The organism is Streptococcus mitis (assembly GCF_003942695.1).
GTDB lineage: Bacteria > Bacillota > Bacilli > Lactobacillales > Streptococcaceae > Streptococcus > Streptococcus mitis_BD.
On the sequence record NZ_RJNU01000004.1, the window covers coordinates 77,102 to 103,486 of the forward strand.

Consider the following 26,385-nt stretch of genomic DNA (forward strand, 5'->3'; position numbering starts at 1 on the left):
TCTTTTATTCTGTATTTTATCAGGGATTTAATGTGGTATAATGATTAAAAAAAATATAGGAGTATCATCGTGAAGAGAAAATGGTTGCTAAAGGATTACTATGATACAACGATTATCATACTTGCATTGATATCCGTTGTTCTTGTCTTGCTAGGATTCGCTGAAATGATTGATTTAGACAGTCCTCCATACAGTATTATTGATTTATTGATTTGGTTTGTTTTCGTGGTGGATTATTGCTGGCGGTTCTTTGCAAGTAAAGGAAAATGGCAGTTTATCCTTGAAAATATCTTTGATTTGCTAGCTATTCTTCCATTGAATGCTATTTTTACAGTATTTCGATTAGGGCGTATCTTCCGACTAGCAAGACTGACAAAATTACTCAAACTAACTCGTCTTTTAAGAATTGTTGGATTGACTGGCAAACTGGAAAAGAAGGTTAGCAAACTCTTACGAACAAATGGCTTACTTTATATTTTTTATCTTAATTCCTTTATTGTATTGGTAGGAAGTTCGATTTTGTCCGTTGTTGAAGAAAAATCCTTCTCAGATAGTCTTTGGTGGGCGCTTGTAACGGTAACGACTGTGGGATACGGGGATATTATTCCTGCTTCGATTTTTGGTAAATGGTTAGCTGTTTTACTGATGCTTGTCGGCATTGGAACAATAGGGATGTTAACGAGCGCCTTGACGAACTTTTTTGTAAAGGATAATCCGGATGAACAAATAAAACTTGATAAACTTCAAGATGAAATACTCAGTCAAAGAATCTTACTAGAGAAACAATCTGAGAAGATTGAAGAACTGCATAGAATGATACAAGACTTACTTGAAAAAACGTAATTTCGACCATACAAAAATTACTCAATGAGTGGCTTTTTTACAATCCTGCAAATTCTTTTATTTCTTGAGCTGACATGGAAGAGTCGCAACGGACATTGATTTGACCATCTGCAACGTGGACAAAGCCTGGTACAGTTGGAATTCCATAACGTGAACGGAATTCTTGCAACTCATTGAGTTGGCTTGGTTCTTCACTGTTGATGAAGTAGATGTGTGCTTTAGTTTCAGCTAGGACACCTGCCAATGTGCCAGCAAATTTACGACAGTAAGGACAAGTTTTGCGACCGATGAAGAAGGTCGCTGTTTCTTTATTATCGAGTGCTTCTTGGGCACGGGCAACAGTAGTCACTTCAAGGTCTTTAATATCTTCTAAAAACTGATTCATAAGAATACCTCTCTTTTTTTGATAAAACTAGTATGCCACAAAGTTTCTAAAATTGCTCGGATTTGATATGAAAAAAAGATGAGATCGATTTATCTCATCTTTTATCTTGCTTATTTTACAAAGGCATTGATTTCCGCTTCGATGTTGGCAATCTTAGCTTGAGAATCTTCGTTGCTTTGACCCACAACAGCAATGTAGAACTTGATTTTTGGTTCTGTACCTGAAGGGCGAACAGCGATCCAAGAACCATCCGCAAGAGTGTATTTCAAAACATCACTTGGAGGAGTTGTTAAGGCAGTTACAATACCATCAGCAGTAGTAGAAGTTTGTGCTTTGAAGTCTTCTACAACAGTGATAGCTGTTGCGTTCCATTCTTTTGGAGCATTGTTACGGAACTTAGCCATGATAGCCTTGATTTGTTCTGCACCATCGACACCTGAAAGAGTAACAGAGATGGTCTTTTCAGCGTAGTAGCCATATTCTTTGTAAATTTCTTCGATACCGTCAGCCAATGTCAAACCACGTGAACGGTAGTAAGCAGCAAGCTCAGCAACGACAAGAACGGCTTGGATAGCGTCTTTATCACGTACGAATGGTTTAATCAAGTAACCGAAGCTTTCTTCAAATCCCATCATGTAAGTGTGATTGTGTTTTTCTTCGAATTCTTGGATTTTTTCAGCGATAAATTTGAAACCTGTCAAAACGTTGAACATGGTTGCGCCGTAGCTTTCAGCAATCTTAGTGACCAAGTCAGTTGATACGATTGACTTGCAGAGGGCTGCATTTGCAGGTAGAGTACCAGCGTTTTTGTGGGCTTCCAAGATGTACTTAGCCATGATGGCACCGATTTGGTTACCTGAGAGGTTGAGGTAGCTGCCATCTTTTTGAAGAACTTCAACACCGACACGGTCAGCGTCTGGGTCAGTTGCAACAAGTACATCAGCACCAACTTTGCGTCCAAGTTCTTCGGCAAGGGCGAATGCTGCTTGGCTTTCTGGGTTAGGAGACTTAACAGTTGAGAAGTCTGGGTCAGCTGTTGCTTGAGCTTCGACGACTTGAACAGAGTCAAATCCTGCTTGGGCAAGAGCACGACGAGCCAACATTTCACCAGTACCATGAAGTGGAGTGTAGACAATCTTCATGTCTTTACCAAATTCTTCAATCAAGGCTGGGTTGATGTTAACGTCCTTGACTTCTTTAAGGTACTCTACATCGACAGCTTCGCCGATGACTTCAATCAAGCCAGAAGCTTTTTCCGCTTCTACATCGGCAACTTCAACTGCAAATGGATTTTCGATTGCACGGATATAAGTAGTCAAAGCGTCCGCGTCGTGTGGAGGCATTTGTCCACCGTCTTCACCGTAAACCTTGTATCCGTTAAATGGTGCAGGGTTGTGGCTGGCAGTGATCATAATACCTGCGAAACAGTTGAGATGACGAACTGCAAATGAAAGTTCCGGAGTTGGACGAAGACTTTCAAATACGTAAGATTTGATACCATGTTTTGCAAGAACTGCAGCAGATTCAAAGGCAAATTCTGGTGAGAAGTGACGGCTATCGTAGGCAATTGCCACACCGCGCTCTTTTTCATTTCCACCTTTTGACTCAATCAAACGAGCCAAACCTTCAGTTGCCTGACGGACAACATAGATATTGATACGATTTGTACCAGCACCGATTAAGCCACGCATACCGGCAGTACCAAATTCAAGATTTGTATAGAAGGCATCTTCCTTTGTTTTTTCATCCATATTTTCCAAATCTTGACGAAGGTAGTCAGGAAGGTCAGCAAAATCTAACCATTTTTGATAATTTTCTTGGTAAGTCATAGAGGATCTCCTTTTTTTGTAAATTCTTTTAATCGCTTTCATTATATCACGATTTATCATTTTAGTAAAACGTTAGCATAACTTTCTGAAAAAGCTTGAAATGAAATGGATTCTACAGTCTTGAACCCCTTAGGGAAACATGCTATACTACCTATATGATTATTTTACAAGCTAATAAAATTGAACGTTCTTTTGCAGGTGAAGTCCTTTTTGATAATATCAATCTGCAAGTAGATGAACGAGACAGAATTGCCCTCGTTGGGAGAAATGGAGCAGGTAAATCTACTCTTTTGAAGATTTTGGTTGGAGAAGAGGAGCCAACTAGTGGAGAAATCAATAAGAAAAAAGATATCTCTCTGTCTTACCTAGCACAAGATAGCCGTTTTGAGTCTGAAAATACCATTTATGAAGAAATGCTCCATGTCTTTGATGACCTACGTCGGACTGAAAAGCAACTTCGTCAGATGGAATTAGAGATGGGTGAAAAGTCCGGTGAAGATTTGGATAAACTGATGGCGGATTATGATCGTTTATCAGAGAATTTCCGTCAGGCTGGTGGCTTTACTTATGAAGCTGATATCCGAGCTATCTTGAACGGTTTCAAGTTTGACGAATCTATGTGGCAGACGAAAATTGCCGAGCTCTCAGGTGGTCAAAATACTCGTCTCGCACTGGCTAAAATGCTCCTTGAAAAGCCCAATCTCTTGGTCTTGGACGAGCCGACCAACCACCTGGATATCGAAACCATTGCCTGGCTGGAAAATTACTTGGTGAACTATAGCGGTGCACTCATTATTGTCAGTCACGACCGTTACTTTTTGGACAAGGTTGCGACGGTTACACTGGATTTGACCAAGCATTCTTTGGATCGTTATGTAGGTAATTACTCTCGCTTTGTCGAGTTGAAGGAGCAAAAGCTAGCTACTGAGGCAAAAAACTATGAAAAGCAACAAAAGGCAATCGCGGCTCTAGAAGACTTTGTCAATCGCAATCTAGTGCGAGCTTCAACGACCAAGCGTGCTCAATCTCGACGCAAACAACTGGAAAAAATGGATCGCTTAGACAAGCCTGAAGCTGGCAAGAAATCAGCCAATATGACCTTCCAGTCTGAAAAAACGTCGGGAAATGTCGTTTTGACTGTTGAAAATGCAGCCATTGGCTATGATGGGGAAATATTGTCAGAACCTATCAACCTAGACCTTCGTAAGATGAACGCTGTTGCGATTGTCGGACCAAATGGTATTGGCAAATCAACCTTTATCAAGTCGATAGTAGACCAGATTCCTTTTATCAGGGGAGAAAAGCGATTTGGTGCCAATGTTGAGGTTGGCTACTATGATCAGACTCAAAGTAAGTTGACCGCAAGTAATACGGTACTTGATGAACTCTGGAATGATTTTAAACTGACTCCAGAAGTTGAGATCCGCAACCGCCTTGGTGCCTTCCTTTTCACAGGAGATGATGTTAAAAAATCAGTAGGAATGTTATCTGGTGGCGAGAAAGCTCGTTTGCTATTGGCTAAATTGTCTATGGAAAATAATAACTTCCTGATCCTTGACGAGCCGACCAACCACTTGGATATTGATAGCAAGGAAGTGTTAGAAAATGCCCTGATTGACTTTGACGGGACCCTGCTGTTTGTCAGTCATGATCGTTACTTTATCAACCGTGTAGCCACTCATGTTTTGGAATTGTCTGAGAATGGTTCGACCCTCTATCTTGGAGATTATGACTACTATGTTGATAAGAAAGCAGAAGTAGAAATGATTCAAACTGAGGAAGCTTCAACTAACAATCAAGCAAAAGAACCGAGCCCAGTCAATGACTACCAGGCTCAGAAAGAAAGCCAAAAAGAAGCCCGCAAGCTCATGCGTCAAATCGAGAGTTTGGAGGCTGAAATCGAAACGTTAGAAAACCAAGGTCAAGCCATCTCTGAACAAATGTTGGAAACCAACAATGCCGAAAAACTCATGGAATTGCAGGCTGAACTGGACAAAATCAGTCATCGTCAGGAAGAAGCTATGCTTGAATGGGAAGAATTATCGGAGCAGGTGTAAAGATGGAACATCTTGGAAAGGTATTTCGTGAATTTCGAACAAGTGGCAAGTACTCCTTGAAAGAGGCGGCAGGTGAATCATGTTCAACCTCTCAGTTATCTCGCTTCGAGCTTGGGGAGTCTGATCTAGCAGTTTCCCGTTTCTTTGAGATTTTGGACAATATTCATGTGACTATTGAAAATTTCATGGACAAGGCTAGGGATTTTCAAAACCATGAACATGTTGCCTTGATGGCACAGATTATTCCGCTTTATTACTCAAATGATATTGCAGGTTTTCAAAAGCTTCAAAAGGAACAACTTGAGAAAGCGAAGAGTTCGACTAATCCCCTCTATTTTGAGCTGAATTGGATTCTGCTACAAGGCCTTATTTGTCAAAGAGATACTAGTTACAGTATGGAACAGAGTGATTTGGATAAGGTGGCGGATTATCTTTTCCAAACAGAAGAATGGACTATGTATGAGTTGATTCTTTTCGGGAATCTCTATACTTTCTACAATGTGGACTATGTAGCTCGGATTGGCAGAGAAGTCATGGAGCGAGAAGACTACTACAAAGAAATTGGTCGGCATCGAAAACTTGTTTTGATTTTAGCTCTTAACTGTTACCAGCATTGTTTGGAAAACCAGTCCTTTATGGACGCGGACTATTTTGAGGGCTATGTGGAGAAGTTGATTGGAAATGGTATCAAGCTTTATGAGCGCAATATCTTCCATTATCTCAAAGGTTTCGCCCTCTACCAGAGGGACCTGAAAGAAGAGGGTTGTAGTCAGATGCGGGAAGCCATGCATATTTTTGAAGTACTTGGACTTCCAGAGCAAGTGGCTTACTATCAGGAACATTATGAAAAATTTGTAAATCCTTAAATTTCCCAAATAAGGGAAAAATAAAGAGACTCCTTTCAGTTTTGATACAATAGTTTCAAAATTTGAGAGGAGCTTTTTATATGAATCAACATGCAATCCAGTTGATTAGTCGTGGTGCTATTAATAAGATAGGAAATATGCTCTATGATTATGGAAACAGTGTTTGGTTAGCATCAATGGGGACGATAGGACAGACTGTTCTTGGGATTTATCAGATTTCTGAACTCGTCACATCGATTCTGGTCAATCCCTTTGGCGGAGTGATTTCAGACCGCTTTTCGCGTCGCAAAATTTTGATGACGACGGACTTGATTTGTGGCATTCTTTGTTTGGCTATTTCTTTCATCAGAAATGATAGCTTGATGATTGCTGCTCTGATCTTTGCCAATATTGTTCAGGCGGTTGCCTTTGCATTTTCTCGTACAGCCAACAAAGCTATTATAACTGAGGTTGTAGAAAAAGACGAGATTGTGACCTATAATGCTCGCTTAGAGCTCGTTTTGCAGGTTGTAGGCGTTAGCTCCCCTGTACTTTCTTTCATCGTTTTACAATTTGCTAGTCTCCATATGACGCTTGTTTTAGATGCCATTAGTTTTTTCATCGCATTTACATTAGTAGCTTTTCTCCCCAAAAAAGAGACTCAGGAACAAGAGAAAAAGACTTTCAGTTGGAAAAATATTTTTGCTGATATGAAGGCTGGACTACACTATATTTGGCACCAGAAGGAAATTTTCTTCCTTTTGCTGGTAGCTTCCAGCGTTAATTTCTTTTTTGCAGCTTTTGAATTTCTCCTCCCTTTTTCAAATCGGCTTTACGGGGTAGAAGGAGCTTATGCAACTATTTTAACTATGGGCGCTATTGGTTCCATTGTGGGAGCTCTTCTAGCTAGTAAAATAAAGGCAAGTGTTTATAATCTTTTGATTCTATTGGTTTTGACCGGAGTTGGAGTTTTTATGATGGGGTTACCACTTCCAACTTTTCTTTCCTTTTCTGGAAATTTAGTTTGTGAACTGTTTATGACGATTTTTAATATTCACTTTTTTACTCAGGTGCAAACCAAGGTTGAGGGGGAATACTTGGGAAGAGTCCTAAGCACAATTTTTACCTTAGCCATTCTATTTATGCCGATTGCAAAAGGCTTTATGACAGTGCTGCCAAGTGTTCATCTCTCTTCTTTCCTGATAATTGGAAGCGGGGTTGTCATCCTGTCTTGTTTATCCCTCTTTTATGTGCGAAGTCATTTTGAAAAAGACTCATAACTTCACTATCTTTAGAAAATATTTCACTACGAATCATTTTTCAGTCCTTCTCTATTGTGAGGAGGGCTTGATTTGTGGTAAAATGGTTTTATGAATGAAAGAATGAATGAGTTAGTTGCCTTACTCAACCGCTATGCAACCGAGTACTATACGAGCGATAATCCCTCGGTTTCAGATAGTGAGTATGATCGCCTCTACCGAGAGTTGGTCGAGTTGGAAGCTGCCTATCCAGATCAAGTTTTAGCGGACAGTCCGACCCATCGCGTTGGTGGTAAGGTTTTAGATGGTTTTGAAAAATACAGTCATCAGTATCCTCTTTATAGTTTGCAGGATGCTTTTTCACGTGAAGAGTTAGAAGCTTTTGATGCGCGTGTTCGCAAAGAGTTACCTCATCCTACCTATATCTGTGAATTGAAAATCGATGGTTTGTCGATTTCTCTTACCTATGAGAAAGGGGTTTTGGTTGTTGGGGGGACACGTGGTGATGGTTCTATTGGAGAAAATATCACCGAAAACCTCAAGCGTGTCAAGGATATTCCCTTAACATTGCCAGAAAAACTTGATATTACCGTTCGTGGGGAGTGTTACATGCCACGCGCTTCTTTTGATCAGGTCAACCAAGCTCGCCAAGAAAATGGAGAGCCTGAATTTGCCAATCCTCGTAATGCGGCGGCTGGAACTTTGCGTCAGCTGGATACAGCAGTAGTTGCTAAGCGCAATCTTGCGACTTTTCTCTATCAAGAAGCTAGTCCGTCAACTCGTGATAGCCAAGAAAAGGTTTTGAAGCACCTAGAACAACTAGGTTTTGTGGTCAATCCTAATCGAATTCTGGCTGAAAACATAGATGAAATCTGGAATTTTATCCAAGAAGTAGGACAGGAACGAGACAATCTTCCCTATGATATTGATGGGGTGGTGATTAAGGTTAATGATTTAGCAGGTCAGGAAGAACTCGGTTTTACCGTTAAAGCGCCTAAGTGGGCAGTCGCCTATAAATTTCCTGCTGAAGAAAAAGAAGCTCAACTCTTATCAGTTGATTGGACAGTTGGTCGTACGGGTGTTGTGACCCCATCTGCCAATCTGACACCAGTTCAGCTTGCTGGGACAACTGTTAGCCGTGCAACTCTCCACAACGTAGATTATATTGCTGAAAAAGATATCCGCAAAGATGATACGGTTATCGTCTATAAGGCTGGAGATATCATCCCTGCTGTTTTGCGTGTAGTAGAGTCCAAGCGTGTTTCTGAAGAAAAACTAGATATTCCATCAAATTGTCCAAGTTGTGACAGTCACTTGCTTCATTTTGAAGATGAGGTGGCTCTTCGTTGTATCAATCCTCGCTGTCCTGCTCAAATCATGGAAGGTTTGATTCACTTTGCCTCTCGAGATGCCATGAATATTACAGGGCTTGGTCCATCTATCGTCGAAAAGCTTTTTGCTGCCAATTTAGTCAAGGATGTGGCGGATATTTACCGTTTGAAAGAAGACGATTTCCTCCTTTTAGAAGGCGTCAAGGAAAAGTCTGCTTCTAAACTGTATCAGGCCATTCAAGCATCCAAGGAAAACTCTGCTGAAAAGCTTTTATTCGGTTTGGGAATTCGCCATGTCGGAAGCAAGGCTAGCCAACTCTTGCTCCAACATTTCCACTCTATTGAAAATCTAGCCCAAGCAGACCCAGAGGAAGTAGCAAGTATCGAGAGCTTAGGTAGTGTGATTGCTCAAAGTCTTCAGACTTATTTTGCTACAGAAGGATCGAAGATTCTCTTAGATGAGTTGAAAGAAGCTGGAGTCAATCTGGACTACAAAGGACAGACAGTAGTAGCAGATGCGGCCTTGTCAGGTTTGACCGTTGTACTCACGGGGAAATTGGAACGTCTCAAACGCTCAGAAGCAAAAAGCAAACTCGAAAGTCTTGGTGCCAAAGTCACAGGCAGTGTATCCAAGAAAACAGATCTAGTCGTAGCAGGAGCGGATGCAGGAAGTAAGCTCCAAAAAGCACAAGAACTTGGTATCGAAGTTCGAGATGAAGCCTGGTTGGAAAGTTTGTAAAGAATAGTTGAAAACTAGGTGTTAGATAGTCTGAAGTGTTTTGACATGGATTGAGTCTATCTTGAGTCAGAAATTAAATCGCTGAATCTATCAGCACCACATAAAAAATTAAATTAAAATTAGAAATTAGGAAAAGAAATGTTTAATTACCCTGTAGTCATCCATTTTCATCGAAAAAATGGGGATTATGCAGCCTGTTCATTTAGTAGAAAACAGGCGGACAATGTTGAAAAATTGTATTATGAGAATGACTTTTTTGGCGCAAAGTTCTCCTTCACAGTTACAAGTCAAGAAAAGTTAGAAAACCTAAAATTCTCAGTTGAAATTGATGGGAAAGTTAAGGAATATCTCGTGCGTTATAACTACTATCCGCTTCTGACTGAAGTTTGGATTTTAGAGGGCGACGAGACGGTTTATTATTCTGAAAACCCAGCCATTGCTAGTCCTTACTACAAAGATCAAAATCCATTTGCTTTTGATAAAGCAATCCATAGCGCTAGTTTTGATCACCACTGGGGTTACCAAGGAGAACTAGGTTATAGCCTTTCAGATTATCAGACAAGCTTTAAACTTTGGGCTCCTACGGCTACATCTGTACAGGTGGTTGTCTATGAAAATACCAGCAACGATGCTCCGATTTGGAAAACCTTTAATCTAGAGCGTGGGAATAGCTATTCATATAGCCATAAGTACAATACTATTGGGGTTTGGAGTCTAGATTTAGATGAGAATCTTGCTGGCAAGGCTTATCAGTATCAGATTGACTTTCCTCACCACCAGACTTTGACGAGAGATCCTTACACGATTGCCACAAGTCCTGACGGAAAACGTTCCGTAATTCTTTCTCATCAAGACAGAAAAGTAGAAGGATTTGAGGTCAAACATGGAACAGAAGCTCCTTGGCGTTTGGAAAATCCATGTAAAGCAGTTATCTGTGAAATGCATATCCGAGATCTAACCAAATCTCCAACATCTGGAGTGGCAAAGCATCTCCGTGGAACCTTTCTTGGTGCTGCGCAGACTGGAACGACTAACCAATTCGGCCAAGCAACCGCCTTTGACTATATTAAAGACCTTGGCTGCAACTATGTTCAACTTCAGCCTATCTTTGATCGCCATAAGGAATACGATGAGGATGGAAATGTAACCTATAACTGGGGTTATGACCCTCAAAACTACAATGCACCAGAACCAAGTTTTTCTAGTAATCCAGATGATCCAGGGCAGGTCATTCGTGATCTGAAAACTATGGTTCAGGCCTATCATGATGCAGGAATTGGTGTTATCATGGACGTGGTTTATAACCATACCTTCTCAACGCTTGATGCGCCATTCCAGACAACTGTTCCCGATTATTACTATCGAATGAACCCAGATGGAACCTTCCAAAATGGTACAGGTGTAGGAAATGAAACTGCAAGTGAACACGAGATGTTCCGTAAGTACATGATTGACTCCCTCCTATACTGGGTGAAAGAATACAATATTGATGGTTTCCGTTTCGACTTAATGGGTATTCATGATGTCAAAAGCATGCAAGCGATTCGCTGGGCGCTAGATGAGATTGATCCCCGTATTATCACCTATGGAGAAGGCTGGGATATGGGAACAGGTCTTGCTCCTTATGACAAGGCCAAGAAGGACAATGCCTACCAGATGCCAAATATCGGATTCTTCAATGATGATCAGCGTGATGCGGTCAAAGGAGGAGAAGTTTATGGTGCAATCAAGTCAGGATTTGTAAGTGGCGCAGCCACCGAACCAATCATTGCCAAGGCCATTCTTGGTAGCCGAGAATTGGGTTCCTATCTTAGTCCAAACCAAGTCCTTAACTACGTGGAAGCCCATGATAATTACAACTTGCATGATTTGTTAGAAACTCTCCATCCAGATCATAGTTCAGATAAGATTATGCGGCAAGTAGAGACAGCAACAGCGATGAGCATTCTTATGCAAGGGATGTCCTTTATGGAAATTGGCCAAGAGTTTGGTCGAACTAAGTTGGTTCCAACCGGTGAACATGGAGAACTAACTCCTGCAGACCGAGAACGTGCTATGAATAGTTACAACGCTCCTGACAGTGTTAACCAAGTCAACTGGGATTTGATCAATGAAAGACAAGAGAGCATTGACTTTGTCCGTCAGATTATTCGACTGAAAACACAGACTAGCGCCTTTTCTTATCCTACATACGAAGAAGTTTACCGTCATGTCTTTGTCCATACTGCTGCAGAAAATAGCGGATGGATCGTTTACGAGATTCACGGGGGACCAGAACATCTATTGGTCGTATTCAATGCCAAGGGAGCTTCCTTCTACTTTGAAAATGCAGGAAATCTTGAAATGCTTGTGACAAATAGTCGTTCGAAACAAGAAAATGTCATTGATGATACTAGTGTCGCAGTGCTAAAAGTACTCTCTTAAATTCATAAACTAAAAAGGGTTAGATTGTCTAATCCTTTTTGTTATTTATAAGTTTTCAATGAAGAGTAGAATTAAGTGTCAAATTATTTGAAGAATCAAGTTTGTGAAAAAAATCTCAATATTTTCACAAAAAGGGTTGTAATTTTCTGAAAATTTGATAAAATTAGTTTTAATCATTTTCAGGAGGAAGCGGATTTGACAAACTATCAGAATTTAGTAAACGGAAATTGGAAATCATCAGAGAATGAAATCACAATCTACTCTCCGATTAATCAGGAAAAACTTGGTACTGTACCAGCCATGAGTCAGGCGGATGTTGATGAAGTGATGAAAGCAGGTCGAGCAGCGCTATCTGCTTGGCGTGATTTGGCACCCGTAGAACGGGCGGCCTATTTACATAAGACAGCAGATATTTTGGAACGTGATAAAGAAAAAATTGGTACAATTCTTGCCAAAGAGATTGCAAAAGGGATTAAAGCAGCCATTGGAGAAGTAGTTCGTACAGCAGATTTGATCCGTTTTGCTGCTGAGGAAGGTCTCCGTATCACTGGACAAGCAATGGAAGGTGGCGGTTTTGAAGCTGCAAGTAAAAACAAACTAGCCGTTGTCCGTCGTGAGCCAGTTGGTGTCGTTTTAGCTATCGCGCCATTTAACTATCCAGTTAACCTTTCTGGATCTAAGATTGCTCCAGCTTTGATTGCAGGAAATGTCGTCATGTTTAAACCGCCAACACAAGGATCTATCTCAGGTCTGTTATTAGCCAAGGCTTTTGATGAGGCAGGTATTCCAGCAGGAGTATTTAATACGATAACTGGACGAGGTTCTGAAATTGGTGACTATATCATTGAGCACAAAGAAGTTAACTTTATCAACTTTACGGGTTCAACGCCAATCGGTGAGCGAATCGGTCGTTTAGCTGGAATGCGTCCTATCATGCTTGAACTTGGTGGGAAAGATGCAGCTATCGTTCTCGAAGATGCAGACTTGGAACACGCAGCTAAACAAATCGTCGGTGGAGCCTTTAGTTATTCGGGGCAACGTTGTACAGCTATCAAGCGTGTCTTGGTTGTGGAAAGTGTAGCGGATAAATTGGCTGAATTACTTCAGGCAGAAGTTGCTAAGCTAACAGTTGGTGACCCATTTGACAATGCTGATATCACACCTGTTATTGACAATGCTTCAGCTGATTTTATCTGGGGATTGATTCAGGATGCGCAAGATAAGGGTGCCAAAGCGCTCAGTCCAATCAAACGTGAGGGCAATCTCATTTGGCCGGGACTTTTTGATTATGTCACAAGAGATATGAAATTAGCATGGGAAGAACCGTTTGGTCCTGTTCTGCCAATTATCCGTGTTTCCGATGCAAATGAAGCGGTAGCAATTGCCAATGAATCTGAGTTCGGTCTTCAATCATCCGTGTTCACAAATGATTTTAAAAAAGCGTTTGAAATCGCTGAAAAACTTGAAGTCGGCACTGTTCACATTAATAATAAAACACAACGTGGGCCAGATAATTTCCCATTCCTTGGAGTCAAAGGATCTGGTGCTGGTGTGCAAGGGATTAAATACAGCATTGAAGCAATGACAAATGTCAAATCCATTGTTTTTGATGTGAAATAAATTATATAATCAGGAAATGTTCTTCCTGATTTTTATTTTTACTAAAAAATTCAGTTAAAAATTGAAAAATACCGAATGTTTTGCTATCATAATAAGAAAATGTATGCAAATTGTTCTTTTTGTGAAACAAATGAAAGCTTCATACAAGGTTAAGATAATTTTTTGAAGGCTTTCATAAAAATATAACATTAATTACGGTAATCTCTTGAAAGTTCACTCAAAAGATAGTATAATAGAAACATAGAAAACGCTTACATTAAGAAAGGGGATTGGATGAATAATCAAGAAGCACTTAGAACCTTTACTACTGGAGAAAATTTTTATCTTCAGCACTATCTAGGAGCACATAAAGAGGAAAAAGACGGAGAAATTGGTTTTACTTTCCGTGTTTGGGCACCTAACGCTCAGGCTGTGCACTTAGTTGGTGATTTCACTAACTGGATAGAGCACCAAATTCCTATGGTTCGAAATGAATTTGGGGTTTGGGAAGTTTTTACTAGCCTAGCTCATGAAGGGCAAATCTATAAATACCATATCACTCGTGCAAATGGTCATCAAATTATGAAGGTTGATCCTTTGGCTCTCCGTTTTGAAGCTCGCCCAGGTACAGGAGCTGTTCTAACAAATATTCCTGACAAGAAATGGAAGGATGGTCTTTGGTTAGCACGTAGAAAACGGCTAGGTTTTGCGGAACGTCCAGTCAATATCTATGAAGCGCACGCTGGCTCTTGGAAGAGAAATCCAGATGGTAGTCCCTATAGCTTTGCGCAGCTGAAGGAAGAGTTGATTCCTTATTTGGTTGAAATGAACTATACTCACATTGAGTTCATGCCTCTAATGGCGCACCCGCTAGGTTTGAGTTGGGGCTATCAGCTCATGGGATATTTTGCAATGGAGCATTCTTACGGACGTCCAGAAGAATTTCAGGATTTTGTTGAGGAATGCCATTTAAATAACATCGGTGTAATTGTGGACTGGGTTCCAGGCCATTTTACTATCAACGATGACGCCCTTGCTTATTATGATGGAACTCCGACCTTTGAATACCAAGACCACAACAAGGCCCATAACTACGGTTGGGGAGCTCTTAACTTTGACCTTGGGAAGAATGAAGTTCAGTCTTTCTTGATTTCTAGTATCAAACATTGGATTGAGTTTTATCATTTAGACGGTATTCGTGTCGATGCAGTAAGCAATATGCTCTACCTAGACTATGATAATGCTCCATGGACTCCAAACAAAGACGGTGGTAACCTCAACTACGAAGGTTACTATTTCCTTCGACGATTGAATGATGTGATTAAGTTAGAACATCCAGATGTGATGATGATAGCAGAAGAAAGCTCGTCAGCTACCCAGATTACTGGTTCGAGAGAGGCTGGTGGACTTGGCTTTGACTATAAGTGGAACATGGGCTGGATGAATGATATTCTTCGTTTCTATGAGGAAGATCCTATTTATCGTAAGTATGATTTTAATCTAGTGACCTTCAGTTTTATGTATGTTTTCAAAGAAAACTACCTCTTACCATTTTCACACGATGAAGTTGTTCATGGCAAGAAGAGTATGATGCACAAGATGTGGGGAGATCGCTACAACCAATTTGCCGGCTTGCGCAATCTTTACACCTATCAAATTTGTCACCCTGGTAAGAAATTGCTCTTTATGGGCAGTGAATACGGACAATTCTTAGAATGGAAATCTGAAGAGCAATTAGAATGGTCAAACTTAGAAGATTACATGAACTCTAAGATGAAACACTTTACTTCACAGCTTAATCAATTTTACAAAGACCATCGTTGTCTTTGGGAGATTGATACTAGCTATGACGGTATCGAAATCATCGATGCAGATAATAGAGACCAAAGTGTCCTTTCATTTATTCGCAAGAGTAAAAAAGATGAGATGTTAGTCTGCGTCTTTAATATGGCACCAGTTGAACGTAAAGACTTTACAATCGGACTTCCTGTCGCAGGTGTCTATGAAGAAGTTTGGAATACAGAATTAGAAGAATGGGGAGGAGTGTGGAAAGAACACAATCAAACAGTTCAAACTCAAGAAGGATTATGGAAGGATTATAAGCAAACCTTGACCTTTACTCTGCCAGCTATGGGAGCAAGTATCTGGAAGATTAAACGTCGCTTGAAACCAACTAAAACTGTCACAAATAAAAGCCAAAAAGGAGTAGAAAATGAAGAATGAAATGCTAGCTTTGATTCTTGCTGGTGGGCAAGGAACACGTCTCGGAAAACTCACTCAAAGCATCGCTAAACCAGCAGTGCAATTCGGTGGGCGCTACCGCATCATTGACTTTGCGCTTTCAAACTGTGCTAACTCTGGGATTCACAACGTCGGTGTGATTACGCAGTATCAACCTCTTGCCTTGAACAACCATATTGGAAATGGTTCTAGCTGGGGTCTGGATGGGATTAGTTCAGGGGTCTCAATCCTGCAACCTTATTCCGCTAGTGAAGGAAACCGTTGGTTTGAAGGGACTAGTCACGCTATCTACCAAAATATCGACTACATTGATAGTGTTAATCCTGAGTATGTTTTGATCCTTTCAGGTGATCATATCTACAAGATGGACTACGATGATATGCTCCAATCTCATAAGGATAACAATGCCAGTCTGACTGTAGCTGTTCTAGATGTACCTCTCAAGGAAGCTAGCCGTTTTGGTATTATGAATACAGATGCCAATAACCGTATCGTTGAATTTGAAGAAAAACCAGAACATCCTAAGTCTACCAAGGCTTCGATGGGGATTTATATCTTTGACTGGAAACGTCTCCGCAATATGCTTGTTGCTGCTGAAAAGAGCAACGTCGATATGTCAGACTTCGGTAAGAATGTTATTCCTAACTACCTTGAGTCTGGTGAGAGTGTCTATGCCTATGAATTTAGTGGTTACTGGAAAGACGTTGGTACCATCGAATCACTCTGGGAAGCGAATATGGAGTACATTTCACCAGAAAATGCCTTGGATAGCCGCAATCGCCAGTGGAAGATTTACTCACGCAACTTGATTTCACCGCCAAACTACTTTGGAGAGCACGCACATGTAGAAGATTCATTGGTTGTGGATGGCTGTTTTGTAGATGGAACTGTCAAGCGCTCGATTCTGTCAACAGAAGCACAGGTTCGTGAAGGAGCAGAAGTCCTTGATTCTGTCATTATGAGCGGTGCTGTTATTGGTCACGGTGCAAAAATTACACGTGCCATTATTGGTGAAGGTGCGATTGTTTCTGATGGTGTTGTGATTGACGGAACTGACGAAGTGCAAGTAGTAGGATACAATGAAGTAGTGGGGGTAGCAACAGATGAAGATTGATAAATATTCAGCCATTCTAGGAAATACAGTTGGTTTTCACGATATGTCAACATTGACAGAAAATCGTCCAGTAGCTAGTCTGCCTTTTGGTGGGAAATACCGTCTGATCGACTTTCCACTTTCTAGTCTTGCTAATGCTGGTGTTCGCAGTATCTTTGGTATTTTCCAACAAGATAATATCAGCTCAGTTTTCGACCATATCCGTTCAGGTCGTGAATGGGGCTTGTCAACTCTCCTAAGTCACTACTATCTAGGAATTTACAATACTCGAGTAGAAAGCAGTACCGTTGGAAAAGAGTATTATCAACAGCTCCTTACATACTTGAAACGTTCTGGATCAAACCAAACTGTTTCCCTTAACTGCGATGTCTTGATTAACATTGATTTGAATCAAGTTTTCCATCTGCACAGTACCACTAAGGGTCCTATCACTGTTGTCTATAAAAAATTGCCTAAGAAAGATATTTCAGATGTTAATGCTATCTTAGACATTGATGAAACTGACCATGTCCTCTCCAACAAGCTTTTTGATAGCAAGTCAACGGGTGAACTCTTCAATATGTCTACAGATATCTTTGTTGTGGATACTCCTTGGTTGATTGAACGACTTGAAGAAGAGTCTCAGAAAGAACATCCAGAAAAATTGCGCTATGTTCTACGTGATTTGGCTGTAAAAGAAGGAGCTTTTGCTTACGAATACACAGGCTACTTAGCTAATATTCACTCTGTTCAGTCCTATTATCAAGCAAATATTGATATGCTTGAATCTAAAAAATTCTACTCACTCTTCTCACCAAATCAAAAGATTTATACAAAAGTTAAAAATGAAGAACCAACCTACTATGCGAATACTTCAAAAGTAAGTACTTCCCAGTTTGCTTCTGGTAGTATCATTGAGGGTGAAGTAGTTCAGTCAGTTCTATCTCGTAACATTTATGTTCACAAAGATAGTGTGGTGAAGGACAGCATTCTATTTCCTCGAGTTGTGATTGGTCAAGGAGCCCAGGTAGAATATGCCATCTTGGACAAAGGAGTTGAAGTTGCTGACGGTGTTGTGATTCGAGGAACTGCTGAACACCCAGTCGTAGTCAAAAAAGGCGAAAAAGTAACAGAGGATATTCATTCATGAAAATTTTATTTGTAGCAGCAGAGGGTGCACCCTTTTCAAAAACAGGTGGTTTAGGAGACGTTATTGGCGCTCTTCCTAAATCACTGGTAAAGGCAGGGCATGAAGTTGCTGTTTTCCTACCTTATTATGATATGGTAGAGGCTAAGTTTGGTGACCAGATAGAGGATGTTCTCCACTTTGAAGTTAGTGTGGGATGGCGCAGACAGTACTGTGGTATTAAGAAAACAGTCTTAAATGGTGTTACCTTCTACTTCATTGACAATCAGTATTATTTCTTCCGTGGTCATGTATACGGAGATTTTGATGATGGTGAACGCTTTGCCTTCTTCCAACTGGCTGCTCTAGAAGCAATGGAACGCATTAACTTTATCCCTGACCTTCTCCATGTCCATGACTACCATACAGCCATGATTCCATTTTTGTTAAAAGAAAAGTACCATTGGATTCAGGCCTATCAAGGAATCAGAACCGTTTTAACTATTCATAATTTGGAATTCCAAGGTCAGTTTTCTGAAGGAATGTTGTGGGATTTGTTTGGAGTCGGTTTTGAACGTTACGCTGATGGTACTCTTCGCTGGAATGATTGTCTCAACTGGATGAAAGCAGGTATTCTCTACGCGGATCGTGTATCGACTGTATCACCTAGCTATGCGCATGAGATTATGACCAGTCAGTTCGGTTGTGGTTTGGACCAGATTCTTCGCATGGAGTCAGGTAAGGTTTCAGGTATTGTCAATGGTATTGATGCAGATCTTTATAATCCTGAGACAGACCCACTTTTAGATTATCATTTTGATAAGGATGATTTGTCTGGAAAGGCGCAAAATAAGGCAAAATTGCAGGAGAGAGTCGGTCTACCAGTACGAGCAGATGTTCCGCTAGTTGGAATTGTCTCGCGATTGACCCGCCAAAAAGGCTTTGATGTCGTCGTAGAAAGTTTGCACCGTTTCTTGCAAGAGGACGTTCAAATTGTTCTTTTAGGGACAGGTGATCCTGCTTTTGAACATTCCTTCTCATGGTTTGCTCAAGTCTATCCTGACAAGCTATCAGCAAATATCACTTTTGACGTCAAACTTGCTCAAGAGATCTACGCAGCCTGTGACCTCTTCCTCATGCCGAGTCGTTTTGAACCATGTGGCTTGTCTCAAATGATGGCTATGCGCTACGGAACTCTACCATTGGTTCATGAGGTTGGCGGACTAAGAGATACAGTTCAATCCTTCAATCCAGTTGAAGGAACTGGTACTGGATTTAGCTTCGACAACTTAACACCATACTGGCTTAACTGGAGTTTCCAAACAGCCTTGGATGTTTATAAGTACCAGCCAGACGTTTGGAGAAATCTACAAAAACAAGCTATGGAATGTGATTTCTCATGGGATACAGCTTGCAAGTCTTATCTTGACTTGTATCATAGTCTAGTAAACTAATAGATAAAATCGTATGATTCTTTCATACGATTTTTGGGCTATTTAGAGAAGAGGAGAAGTAATGACCCAAGTAAAGGGCCTGTGTGTCATGGATGTTGATGGAACCTTAATAGCAGAAGAAGTGATTGAGCTTTTAGGAAGAGAAGCAGGTTGCGAAGCAGAAATTTCAGAGATTACCAATCAAGCAATGCGAGGAGATCTAGACTTTGAAAGGAGTTTGCGAGAGAGAGTGGCTTTGTTAAAAGGTCTACCCATTTCAGTTTTGGATACAGTTTTCAAATCTATTCATCTTTCCCGAAATGTTCAGGAATTTATCTCTATTCTCCAAAAGAATGGCATCCTAGTTGGTCTCGTTTCAGGTGGATTTACACCAATAGTTGAGAGATTAGCAGAATCCCTTGGTATCTCCTATTTCTCCGCAAACCAGTTAGAAGTCAAAGACGGCTTTTTAACAGGGCAACTAGTTGGTGGAATTGTAACAGGTCAAGTGAAAAAAGCTACTCTTGAGAAATGGAGAATGGAATTAGAAATTCCCCAAGAAAGAACGATTGCCATCGGTGATGGGGCTAATGACCTCTTGATGTTAAAGACAGCGGCTCATGGTATAGCCTTTTGTGCCAAAGAGGTCGTAAAGGCCGAGATAGCTTGTCATGTAGATACGAGGGATCTTTTAGAAGTTCTCCCTTTGATCGATTTCTTAGAATGAGAGGAAACTATGAAAATTGTAATTGCACCTGATTCTTTTAAAGAAAGTTTGGCTGCAGAACAGGTCGCCAAAGCTATAAAAAGAGGTTTCGAGAAAGCAATTCCTAGTGTAGTTTGTTCTCTATGCCCAGTTGGGGATGGAGGCGAAGGAACTGTAGATGCGATTCGACATTCTCTTGACCTCGAAGAACAATGGCAAGAAGTGACGGGACCTTTTGGTCTTAAAGAAGAAATGCGATACTTTCAGAAAGACAAAAGGGCATTCTTTGAAGTGGCCGACTTGGTTGGGTTAGGAAAGATTCCGCAAGAAAAACGAGATCCTCTCCACATCCAAACTCGAGGTATCGGAGAGTTGATTTGTCACCTCGTCAATCAAGGAATGAAAGAAATCTATATTGGCGTTGGCGGTACGGCAAGTAATGATGGCGGAATCGGCATTGCTGCTGGTCTGGGTTATCGTTTTTATGATAAGAAGAGATACGAACTACCTGCTTGCGGTCAGACCTTGCTTGAGTTTGAGTCAGTTTCCAAAGATGACCTATATGGGATTCCTGAAGATGTGCAAATTCGTATTTTAGCAGATGTTGAGAGCCCTTTATGTGGGCACCAAGGCGCGACCTACACATTTGGTAAACAAAAGGGCTTAGCCCCTGCTTTGTTTGAAACAGTAGATCATGCTATGCATCGATTCTATGAAAAATTCTCACCTTCAACCCTATCTCTTAAGGGAGCAGGAGCTGGAGGTGGCATTGCAGCTGGACTTTGTGCCTTTGCTGAGGCTAGTATCGTACCTGGGATTGACACTTGTTTGGACTTGATTGACTTTGACAAGAAAGTTGCAGATGCTGATTTGGTTATTGTTGGAGAAGGTAGGCTAGACAGTCAAAGCTTTGCTGGGAAAGCTCCTATCGGTGTAGCAAAAAGAACTCCTAACGGAGTTCCTGTTATCGCTATTTGCGGAAGTCTTGCAGAGGATTTGCCTCCCCTTCCCTTTGAAAATATACAAGCAGCATTCTCTATCCTAGAGAAAAGTGAGCCTTTAGAAGACAGTCTGAAAAAAGCAAGCCTCTATTTGGAGCACACAGCAGCTAATATTGGTCATTTATTAAAGCTGAGGAAGGATTAGCCGAACCATTTTTTCCAGATGGATTTTTTTACTGGTTCATCCTGTTTAACCTTCCAGAGGCTTGGAAAAGCCAGACGAAGATCCTTTTCATCTACTTGAACAGGTTCGTTCGAATGGATAACTAGGCCTAAAGGAGAAGAAGCGTGATCTTCTGATACAATTGTTGCTTGACTATTGGTTTTCTTAGCTTCTTTTAAGTAGAATACTTGTTTGTCAAACTCGATATTTGGCGAAATCTTCACAAAAAGAGTCTCTGTCTTTTCTTGAAAATGTTCCAAAATCGTTAAAAATCCCTTTTGTAACTGAAGGCTATTGGCTGTCTCAACATCCGCATAGCCTAGAACTCTTTCCTCGAAAGTGCCGAGAAAACAACGTTGTTCATCCGGGTTTAATTTTGGCCCACCATGAGCTTTTTCTAGTAGTTGTTTTGATAAATCTGTCATAAAAACAGTATATCACAAAAATCGCAAGAAAACAGACAAAAGAAAGCGATTACTTTATAAAGTTAAGGAAAATTTGCACAAAGATAACGTTTTTTCTTGAAAAACGCTTATTTTTAAGGTATCATAGAGGTGTAAAAAATTTAACTCAAAGGAGAGTAAAAAATGTCAATTATTACTGATGTTTACGCTCGCGAAGTCCTAGACTCACGCGGTAACCCAACACTTGAAGTAGAAGTTTATACTGAATCAGGTGCTTTCGGACGTGGTATGGTTCCATCAGGAGCTTCTACTGGTGAACACGAAGCAGTTGAACTTCGCGACGGTGACAAATCTCGTTACGGTGGTCTTGGTACACAAAAAGCTGTTGACAACGTAAACAACATCATTGCTGAAGCAATTATCGGCTACGATGTACGTGATCAACAAGCTATCGACCGTGCTATGATCGCTCTTGACGGTACTCCTAACAAAGGTAAATTGGGTGCGAACGCAATCCTTGGTGTGTCAATCGCTGTAGCTCGCGCTGCTGCTGACTACCTTGAAATCCCACTTTACAGCTACCTTGGTGGATTCAACACTAAAGTTCTTCCAACTCCAATGATGAACATCATCAACGGTGGTTCACACTCTGACGCTCCAATCGCTTTCCAAGAATTCATGATCGTACCTGCTGGTGCACCAACATTCAAAGAAGCTCTTCGTTGGGGTGCTGAAATCTTCCACGCCCTTAAGAAAATCCTTAAATCACGTGGCCTTGAAACAGCTGTAGGTGACGAAGGTGGATTCGCTCCTCGTTTCGAAGGAACTGAGGATGGTGTAGAAACTATCCTTGCTGCCATTGAAGCTGCTGGTTACGTTCCAGGTAAAGACGTATTTATCGGATTTGACTGTGCATCATCAGAATTCTACGATAAAGAACGTAAAGTATACGACTACACTAAATTCGAAGGTGAAGGCGCTGCTGTACGTACTGCTGCAGAACAAATCGACTACCTTGAAGAATTGGTAAACAAATACCCAATCATCACTATCGAAGATGGTATGGATGAAAATGACTGGGACGGTTGGAAAGCTCTTACTGAACGTCTTGGCGGCAAAGTTCAATTGGTTGGTGACGACTTCTTCGTAACAAACACTTCTTACCTTGAAAAAGGTATTGCTGAAGGTGCTGCTAACTCAATCCTTATCAAAGTTAACCAAATCGGTACTCTTACTGAAACATTCGACGCTATTGAAATGGCGAAAGAAGCTGGTTACACTGCCGTTGTATCACACCGTTCAGGTGAAACTGAAGATTCAACAATCGCTGACATCGCAGTTGCAACTAACGCAGGACAAATCAAGACTGGTTCACTTTCACGTACAGACCGTATCGCTAAATACAACCAATTGCTTCGTATCGAAGACCAACTTGGTGAAGTAGCTGAATACCGTGGATTGAAATCATTCTACAACCTTAAAAAATAAAATAGTTTAGTGAACTATTTTATCCCGAACCTTGAAATTTAAAAGTTCGGCCATTGATTTAACAACGTTTGAAGCCCCTCGGATTTTCTCCGAAGGGCTTTTTATGTGCAATACTCAAAAATGAAAAATAACTTATGGTATAATAGACAAAAACACATATATTAGAAAGAAACTATGTCTAAAGAAATTGATATCGAGTATTACCACCAGTTAGCCTTGCAAAAGCAAAAGGAGCACCGAAAAGTCTTAGCTAATCTCAAGAAAAAACCTCCTAAAAATTTGGATAAGATAGCCCAACAGATTCACGAAGAAGTTTTTGCGGAGATTGATTGTACTGCCTGTGCGAACTGTTGCAAGACATTAGGACCCGACTTCAAAGAAGCAGATATTACTCGTATTGCTAAGTATTTCAAGATGAAATTACCAGCCTTTGAAGCAGAGTTTCTGCAGGTAGATGAAGATGGGGATAAGGTTTTTAAATCTATGCCTTGCCCCTTTCTAGGAGGAGACAATCTCTGTTCTATCTATGATGTTCGTCCAAAGGCCTGCCGAGAATTTCCTCACACAGATCGTAAGAAGATCCATCAAATCAACCATTTGACGATCAAGAATACTTTGACCTGCCCAGCGGCTTATCTCTTTGTGGAGAAGTTGCGGGATAGGTTGTAGAATCTCCCTCTAAATCTTGTACAAAAATTCTAGGGCAGAAGTTTCTTATATCTGCTAGACTATAGTTAGGAGGTAAGCAGAAAAGAATATGATGCATCAATTCAATCAAACCATGGAATATCTGGAAAGTAAGTTGGACTCAGAAGTGGATTTGCAGAAATTTCAGCAGCTGTCAGGCTATTCTTATGCTCTCTTTAGCAGACTCTTTTCTATCCTTGCTGATATGACCTTAGCAGAATATTTGCGCAATCGCAGGCTGTCAGAAGCAGTGACAGACTTGCGGGAAAGCACTGAGAAGGTCATTGACATAGCGCTAAAATACGGCTATGAATCTGCGGATGCCTTCAGCGCTGCCTTCAAGAAATTCCATGGTGCAACTCCCTCAGAAGTTCGAAATGGAAAACCTTATCGGGTCTTTCCTAGGCTTCAATTATCCTTAAAGATTACAGGAGGAAAGAACATGGATATCAAGATTCAAAAGAAACCTGCTTTTACCGTAGCAGGCGTCCTTTTGGAAGCTATTGACAATAGCCAGTGCAAGTCTGCATGGGAGCAACTCTATGCCAATCACAGCTTTGAAGACCTAGAAAGTCTGGGCAGTGGTCAATCCTTTGGCGTCTGCTCGGATGTTAAAGAAGGCGAAATACTCAACTATATGGCTGGCTATGATGTGACGGACAAAGCTAAAGCAGAAGAACTAGGTCTGTCAATCAAGGAAATCGCAGAAGCTGAATATGCCATCGTACCAGTCAAGGGGGCCATACCAGCCAGTATCCACCATGCTTGGAAATATGTCTTGGAAGTCTTTTTCCCAGAAACTGGCTATCGCCACTCAGGAGCACCAGATTTTGAAGTTTACACCGAGGGTGACATGTCCTCCCCAGACTATCAAATGAAACTCTGGATACCAGTGTTCAAGGACTAGATCATTTTCTGATTTTTTTTAAAGATGCAAATCCGACTCTGTAGAAAGAACCTCTACAGAGTTTTTTTATTGTGGAAATTCATGTCTATAAATCAAACATACCATAATTTTTGTTTGGAATTTATGGGGTATGAGTAAAGTTATCTCGGTATAATAGTCCCATAGAAGATAAGGAGGCAGGAATATGCAGATGTATTTTGGAGATGTATCACTTTGCTATAGCTATTCATTGGCTATGGCACTCGACGCCTATGGTTATGACTTTAAAGCAGAGTTTTTAGAGGCAATTATGGTGATGGGAAATGGCGCTAGTATCGCAAAGGAAGATGAGCAGCACCCTTTAATATTCTTTGATAATGGAATGCCAGACCTTTCCATCTCCCATTCCTTAAAAATACTAGGTCTTGACTATGAGGATTTCTATCTAAAAGATGGAACGGAAGCAGATTTGGAAGAGATTAAAGGAAAGTTGGAAACGTTTCTGTCCAATGGACCAGTCGTACTGGGCCCTCTTGATATGGGCCACTTGACTTACAATCCAAATCACACAATGCTTTATGGTGTAGATCACTTTGTAACAGTGTATGCTGTTGATGGTCAGTATCTCTATTTGCATGATCCAGCTGGTTTTGCCTGTATGAAGGTTGCTTTTAATGACATTTTAGAAGCTTGGAAGGCGGAAGCTATTGACTATAAGCGTGGAGCATACTCCATGTGGGGAAATTTTAGGAAGGTCAAGAGTCCTAGTCAAACTCAAATCTATCAAGAAACGGCGAGGATTATGAGGACCAGATATCTGGATGGACAAAGTAATGTCTTGGAATGTTATGCAAAAGCAATTGCTGAAAACGGCTTAAATACGGAGCAAAAGCAATTGCATCAGTATTTCAGTTTTAAACTTGCTGCTGTTCGAAATCTCTATCTCAGTCGATTTTTAAAAGACCATGATCCCGAAGGGGCAAGATTAAAAAAGGAATTGGCTTCTTTATTTGGTCAAGCCCATCTTTCGTGTTTACAAGAAGATTACCAAGAACTAGCCCACTTGCTCTATCAGATAGCAGAAGTGGATGGTCGCTTTAGAGGTTTATATGTAAAGTAACAGGCCTAGAGATGACTCCAAGCATTAAAAATAGGTAGTAAAAGCAGTTTTTCGTAAAATGAAGGACTGCTTTTTGATTATGGTATAATGAAGTGAGGAAATAGAATATCCAACTTAAAAATGAAGGGAGAACCCCTATGCCTAGACCAAGAACGAAAGAGGAATTAGTGCTAGCCTCTAAGGAAAACTATGAAAAGCTCAATCACTTTATATCTAAATTAAGTGAAGAGGAACTACAGACTCCTTTTGATTTTTCAAAAGACCAAAAGAAAAAAGAAGCTCACTGGAAAAGAGATAAAAATCTAAGAGATGTTCTGATCCATCTCTATGAATGGCATCAGTTACTTTTGACCTGGGTACATTCCAATCAAAAGGGTCATGAAAGACCTTTTCTCCCTGAACCTTATAATTGGAAAACTTATGGGGAAATGAATGTCGCTTTTTGGAAGAAGCACCAGAAAACGTCTTTAGAAGAAGCGACTAGACTCTTAAATCAAACACATAGAGAAGTTTTAGAGTTGATGGAAGGCTTCAGCAATGATGAATTGTTCACAAAAGGTGTCTATAAGTGGACGGGAGGAACAAGTCTAGGCTCCTACTTTGTCAGTAGCACATCCAGTCATTATGATTGGGCTCTGAAAAAACTCAAAGCTCATCAGAAAAATTGCAAGAATAGCTAGTTGAAGTGCTAATGAAATTTAGAAAAGGTTCTTCTAAGCTTCGAAT

Annotated in this window: 21 protein-coding genes; 18 read left to right on the forward strand and 3 right to left on the reverse strand. The window is 40.7% G+C overall.

All coding sequences use genetic code 11. The features are described 5' to 3' along the window. Nucleotides 1-69 precede the first annotated feature (69 nt). On the forward strand, nucleotides 70-843 hold the full coding sequence (locus tag D8852_RS04325; protein ID WP_125425450.1) for a potassium channel family protein: 774 nt from the start codon (nucleotides 70-72) through the stop codon (nucleotides 841-843). 37 nt (nucleotides 844-880) lie between these two features. Here D8852_RS04325 and D8852_RS04330 read toward each other — a convergent pair whose 3' ends face one another. Next, complete coding sequence (locus D8852_RS04330) at nucleotides 881-1,228, reverse strand: PedC/BrcD family bacteriocin maturation disulfide isomerase (RefSeq protein ID WP_084947992.1); 348 nt, start codon at nucleotides 1,226-1,228, stop codon at nucleotides 881-883. 110 nt (nucleotides 1,229-1,338) lie between these two features. Continuing rightward, on the reverse strand, nucleotides 1,339-3,057 hold the full coding sequence (locus D8852_RS04335; protein ID WP_125425452.1) for a phospho-sugar mutase: 1,719 nt from the start codon (nucleotides 3,055-3,057) through the stop codon (nucleotides 1,339-1,341). A gap of 155 nt (nucleotides 3,058-3,212) precedes the next feature. On the opposite strand from D8852_RS04335, the gene D8852_RS04340 reads away from it, so the two are divergent. From D8852_RS04340 to D8852_RS04395, 12 genes are all read left to right on the forward strand, one after another. Beyond that, entirely contained in the window at nucleotides 3,213-5,114 is a 1,902-nt protein-coding gene (locus D8852_RS04340; protein WP_125425454.1) for an ABC-F family ATP-binding cassette domain-containing protein, read from the forward strand. A 2-nt stretch (nucleotides 5,115-5,116) separates the two neighbouring features. Then, nucleotides 5,117-5,980, forward strand: a complete 864-nt coding sequence (locus tag D8852_RS04345; RefSeq protein WP_185755581.1) for an XRE/MutR family transcriptional regulator — start codon at nucleotides 5,117-5,119, stop codon at nucleotides 5,978-5,980. Nucleotides 5,981-6,060: 80 nt separating this feature from the next. Continuing rightward, nucleotides 6,061-7,239, forward strand: coding sequence for an MFS transporter (locus D8852_RS04350; RefSeq protein ID WP_125425458.1), 1,179 nt, complete (start codon nucleotides 6,061-6,063; stop codon nucleotides 7,237-7,239). A gap of 90 nt (nucleotides 7,240-7,329) precedes the next feature. Next, a complete protein-coding gene (gene ligA, locus D8852_RS04355) occupies nucleotides 7,330-9,288 on the forward strand; it encodes an NAD-dependent DNA ligase LigA (RefSeq protein WP_125425460.1) in 1,959 nt (652 codons plus the stop codon). A gap of 138 nt (nucleotides 9,289-9,426) precedes the next feature. Further along, nucleotides 9,427-11,712: a type I pullulanase gene (gene pulA, locus D8852_RS04360; RefSeq protein WP_125425462.1), complete on the forward strand. Its 2,286-nt coding sequence runs from the start codon at nucleotides 9,427-9,429 to the stop codon at nucleotides 11,710-11,712. A gap of 195 nt (nucleotides 11,713-11,907) precedes the next feature. Further along, complete coding sequence (locus tag D8852_RS04365; RefSeq protein WP_125425464.1) at nucleotides 11,908-13,332, forward strand: NADP-dependent glyceraldehyde-3-phosphate dehydrogenase; 1,425 nt, start codon at nucleotides 11,908-11,910, stop codon at nucleotides 13,330-13,332. Between the two features lie 273 nt (nucleotides 13,333-13,605). Next, nucleotides 13,606-15,534, forward strand: coding sequence for a 1,4-alpha-glucan branching protein GlgB (gene glgB, locus D8852_RS04370; protein WP_125425466.1), 1,929 nt, complete (start codon nucleotides 13,606-13,608; stop codon nucleotides 15,532-15,534). Then, a complete protein-coding gene (locus D8852_RS04375) occupies nucleotides 15,524-16,666 on the forward strand; it encodes a glucose-1-phosphate adenylyltransferase (protein WP_125425468.1) in 1,143 nt (380 codons plus the stop codon). Before glgB ends, D8852_RS04375 begins: the two co-directional genes overlap by 11 nt. Continuing rightward, nucleotides 16,656-17,795: a glucose-1-phosphate adenylyltransferase subunit GlgD gene (gene glgD / locus D8852_RS04380; RefSeq protein WP_125425470.1), complete on the forward strand. Its 1,140-nt coding sequence runs from the start codon at nucleotides 16,656-16,658 to the stop codon at nucleotides 17,793-17,795. The genes D8852_RS04375 and glgD overlap by 11 nt, the downstream gene beginning before the upstream one ends. After that, nucleotides 17,792-19,225, forward strand: a complete 1,434-nt coding sequence (gene glgA / locus D8852_RS04385) for a glycogen synthase GlgA (RefSeq protein WP_125425472.1) — start codon at nucleotides 17,792-17,794, stop codon at nucleotides 19,223-19,225. Before glgD ends, glgA begins: the two co-directional genes overlap by 4 nt. A 61-nt stretch (nucleotides 19,226-19,286) precedes the next feature. Then, on the forward strand, nucleotides 19,287-19,931 hold the full coding sequence (gene serB, locus D8852_RS04390) for a phosphoserine phosphatase SerB (protein WP_125425474.1): 645 nt from the start codon (nucleotides 19,287-19,289) through the stop codon (nucleotides 19,929-19,931). Nucleotides 19,932-19,940: 9 nt separating this feature from the next. Continuing rightward, nucleotides 19,941-21,056 (forward strand): glycerate kinase, encoded by a 1,116-nt coding sequence (locus D8852_RS04395; RefSeq protein ID WP_125425476.1) that lies wholly within the window; start codon nucleotides 19,941-19,943, stop codon nucleotides 21,054-21,056. Here D8852_RS04395 and D8852_RS04400 read toward each other — a convergent pair. After that, complete coding sequence (locus D8852_RS04400) at nucleotides 21,053-21,499, reverse strand: DUF1694 domain-containing protein (RefSeq protein ID WP_125425478.1); 447 nt, start codon at nucleotides 21,497-21,499, stop codon at nucleotides 21,053-21,055. The genes D8852_RS04395 and D8852_RS04400 overlap by 4 nt on opposite strands. Before the next feature lie 162 nt (nucleotides 21,500-21,661). Between D8852_RS04400 and eno the strand changes: the two genes are divergently transcribed. The 5 genes from eno (at nucleotide 21,662) to D8852_RS04425 (ending at nucleotide 26,339) form a co-directional block, all read left to right on the forward strand. Next, nucleotides 21,662-22,966 (forward strand): surface-displayed alpha-enolase, encoded by a 1,305-nt coding sequence (gene eno / locus D8852_RS04405; RefSeq protein ID WP_000022824.1) that lies wholly within the window; start codon nucleotides 21,662-21,664, stop codon nucleotides 22,964-22,966. A 174-nt stretch (nucleotides 22,967-23,140) separates the two neighbouring features. After that, on the forward strand, nucleotides 23,141-23,635 hold the full coding sequence (locus tag D8852_RS04410) for a YkgJ family cysteine cluster protein (protein WP_125425480.1): 495 nt from the start codon (nucleotides 23,141-23,143) through the stop codon (nucleotides 23,633-23,635). Nucleotides 23,636-23,723: 88 nt separating this feature from the next. Further along, a complete protein-coding gene (locus tag D8852_RS04415; protein ID WP_125425482.1) occupies nucleotides 23,724-24,560 on the forward strand; it encodes an AraC family transcriptional regulator in 837 nt (278 codons plus the stop codon). 184 nt (nucleotides 24,561-24,744) lie between these two features. Then, the gene (locus D8852_RS04420) at nucleotides 24,745-25,659 is read left to right on the forward strand and encodes a peptidase (RefSeq protein WP_125425484.1); all 915 of its coding nucleotides are present in this window, start codon (nucleotides 24,745-24,747) and stop codon (nucleotides 25,657-25,659) included. A 137-nt stretch (nucleotides 25,660-25,796) separates the two neighbouring features. Further along, on the forward strand, nucleotides 25,797-26,339 hold the full coding sequence (locus D8852_RS04425; RefSeq protein WP_125425486.1) for a ClbS/DfsB family four-helix bundle protein: 543 nt from the start codon (nucleotides 25,797-25,799) through the stop codon (nucleotides 26,337-26,339). Nucleotides 26,340-26,385 lie beyond the last annotated feature (46 nt).

Coding starts and splice junctions, on each gene's coding strand:
- D8852_RS04330 (WP_084947992.1), bottom strand. CDS start 1,228: ATGAATCAGTTTTTAGAAGATATTAAAGACCTTGAAGTGACTACTGTT.
- D8852_RS04335 (WP_125425452.1), bottom strand. CDS start 3,057: ATGACTTACCAAGAAAATTATCAAAAATGGTTAGATTTTGCTGACCTT.
- D8852_RS04340 (WP_125425454.1), top strand. CDS start 3,213: ATGATTATTTTACAAGCTAATAAAATTGAACGTTCTTTTGCAGGTGAA.
- D8852_RS04345 (WP_185755581.1), top strand. CDS start 5,117: ATGGAACATCTTGGAAAGGTATTTCGTGAATTTCGAACAAGTGGCAAG.
- D8852_RS04350 (WP_125425458.1), top strand. CDS start 6,061: ATGAATCAACATGCAATCCAGTTGATTAGTCGTGGTGCTATTAATAAG.
- ligA (WP_125425460.1), top strand. CDS start 7,330: ATGAATGAAAGAATGAATGAGTTAGTTGCCTTACTCAACCGCTATGCA.
- pulA (WP_125425462.1), top strand. CDS start 9,427: ATGTTTAATTACCCTGTAGTCATCCATTTTCATCGAAAAAATGGGGAT.
- glgB (WP_125425466.1), top strand. CDS start 13,606: ATGAATAATCAAGAAGCACTTAGAACCTTTACTACTGGAGAAAATTTT.
- D8852_RS04375 (WP_125425468.1), top strand. CDS start 15,524: ATGAAGAATGAAATGCTAGCTTTGATTCTTGCTGGTGGGCAAGGAACA.
- glgD (WP_125425470.1), top strand. CDS start 16,656: ATGAAGATTGATAAATATTCAGCCATTCTAGGAAATACAGTTGGTTTT.
- glgA (WP_125425472.1), top strand. CDS start 17,792: ATGAAAATTTTATTTGTAGCAGCAGAGGGTGCACCCTTTTCAAAAACA.
- serB (WP_125425474.1), top strand. CDS start 19,287: ATGACCCAAGTAAAGGGCCTGTGTGTCATGGATGTTGATGGAACCTTA.
- D8852_RS04395 (WP_125425476.1), top strand. CDS start 19,941: ATGAAAATTGTAATTGCACCTGATTCTTTTAAAGAAAGTTTGGCTGCA.
- D8852_RS04400 (WP_125425478.1), bottom strand. CDS start 21,499: ATGACAGATTTATCAAAACAACTACTAGAAAAAGCTCATGGTGGGCCA.
- eno (WP_000022824.1), top strand. CDS start 21,662: ATGTCAATTATTACTGATGTTTACGCTCGCGAAGTCCTAGACTCACGC.
- D8852_RS04410 (WP_125425480.1), top strand. CDS start 23,141: ATGTCTAAAGAAATTGATATCGAGTATTACCACCAGTTAGCCTTGCAA.
- D8852_RS04415 (WP_125425482.1), top strand. CDS start 23,724: ATGATGCATCAATTCAATCAAACCATGGAATATCTGGAAAGTAAGTTG.
- D8852_RS04420 (WP_125425484.1), top strand. CDS start 24,745: ATGCAGATGTATTTTGGAGATGTATCACTTTGCTATAGCTATTCATTG.
- D8852_RS04425 (WP_125425486.1), top strand. CDS start 25,797: ATGCCTAGACCAAGAACGAAAGAGGAATTAGTGCTAGCCTCTAAGGAA.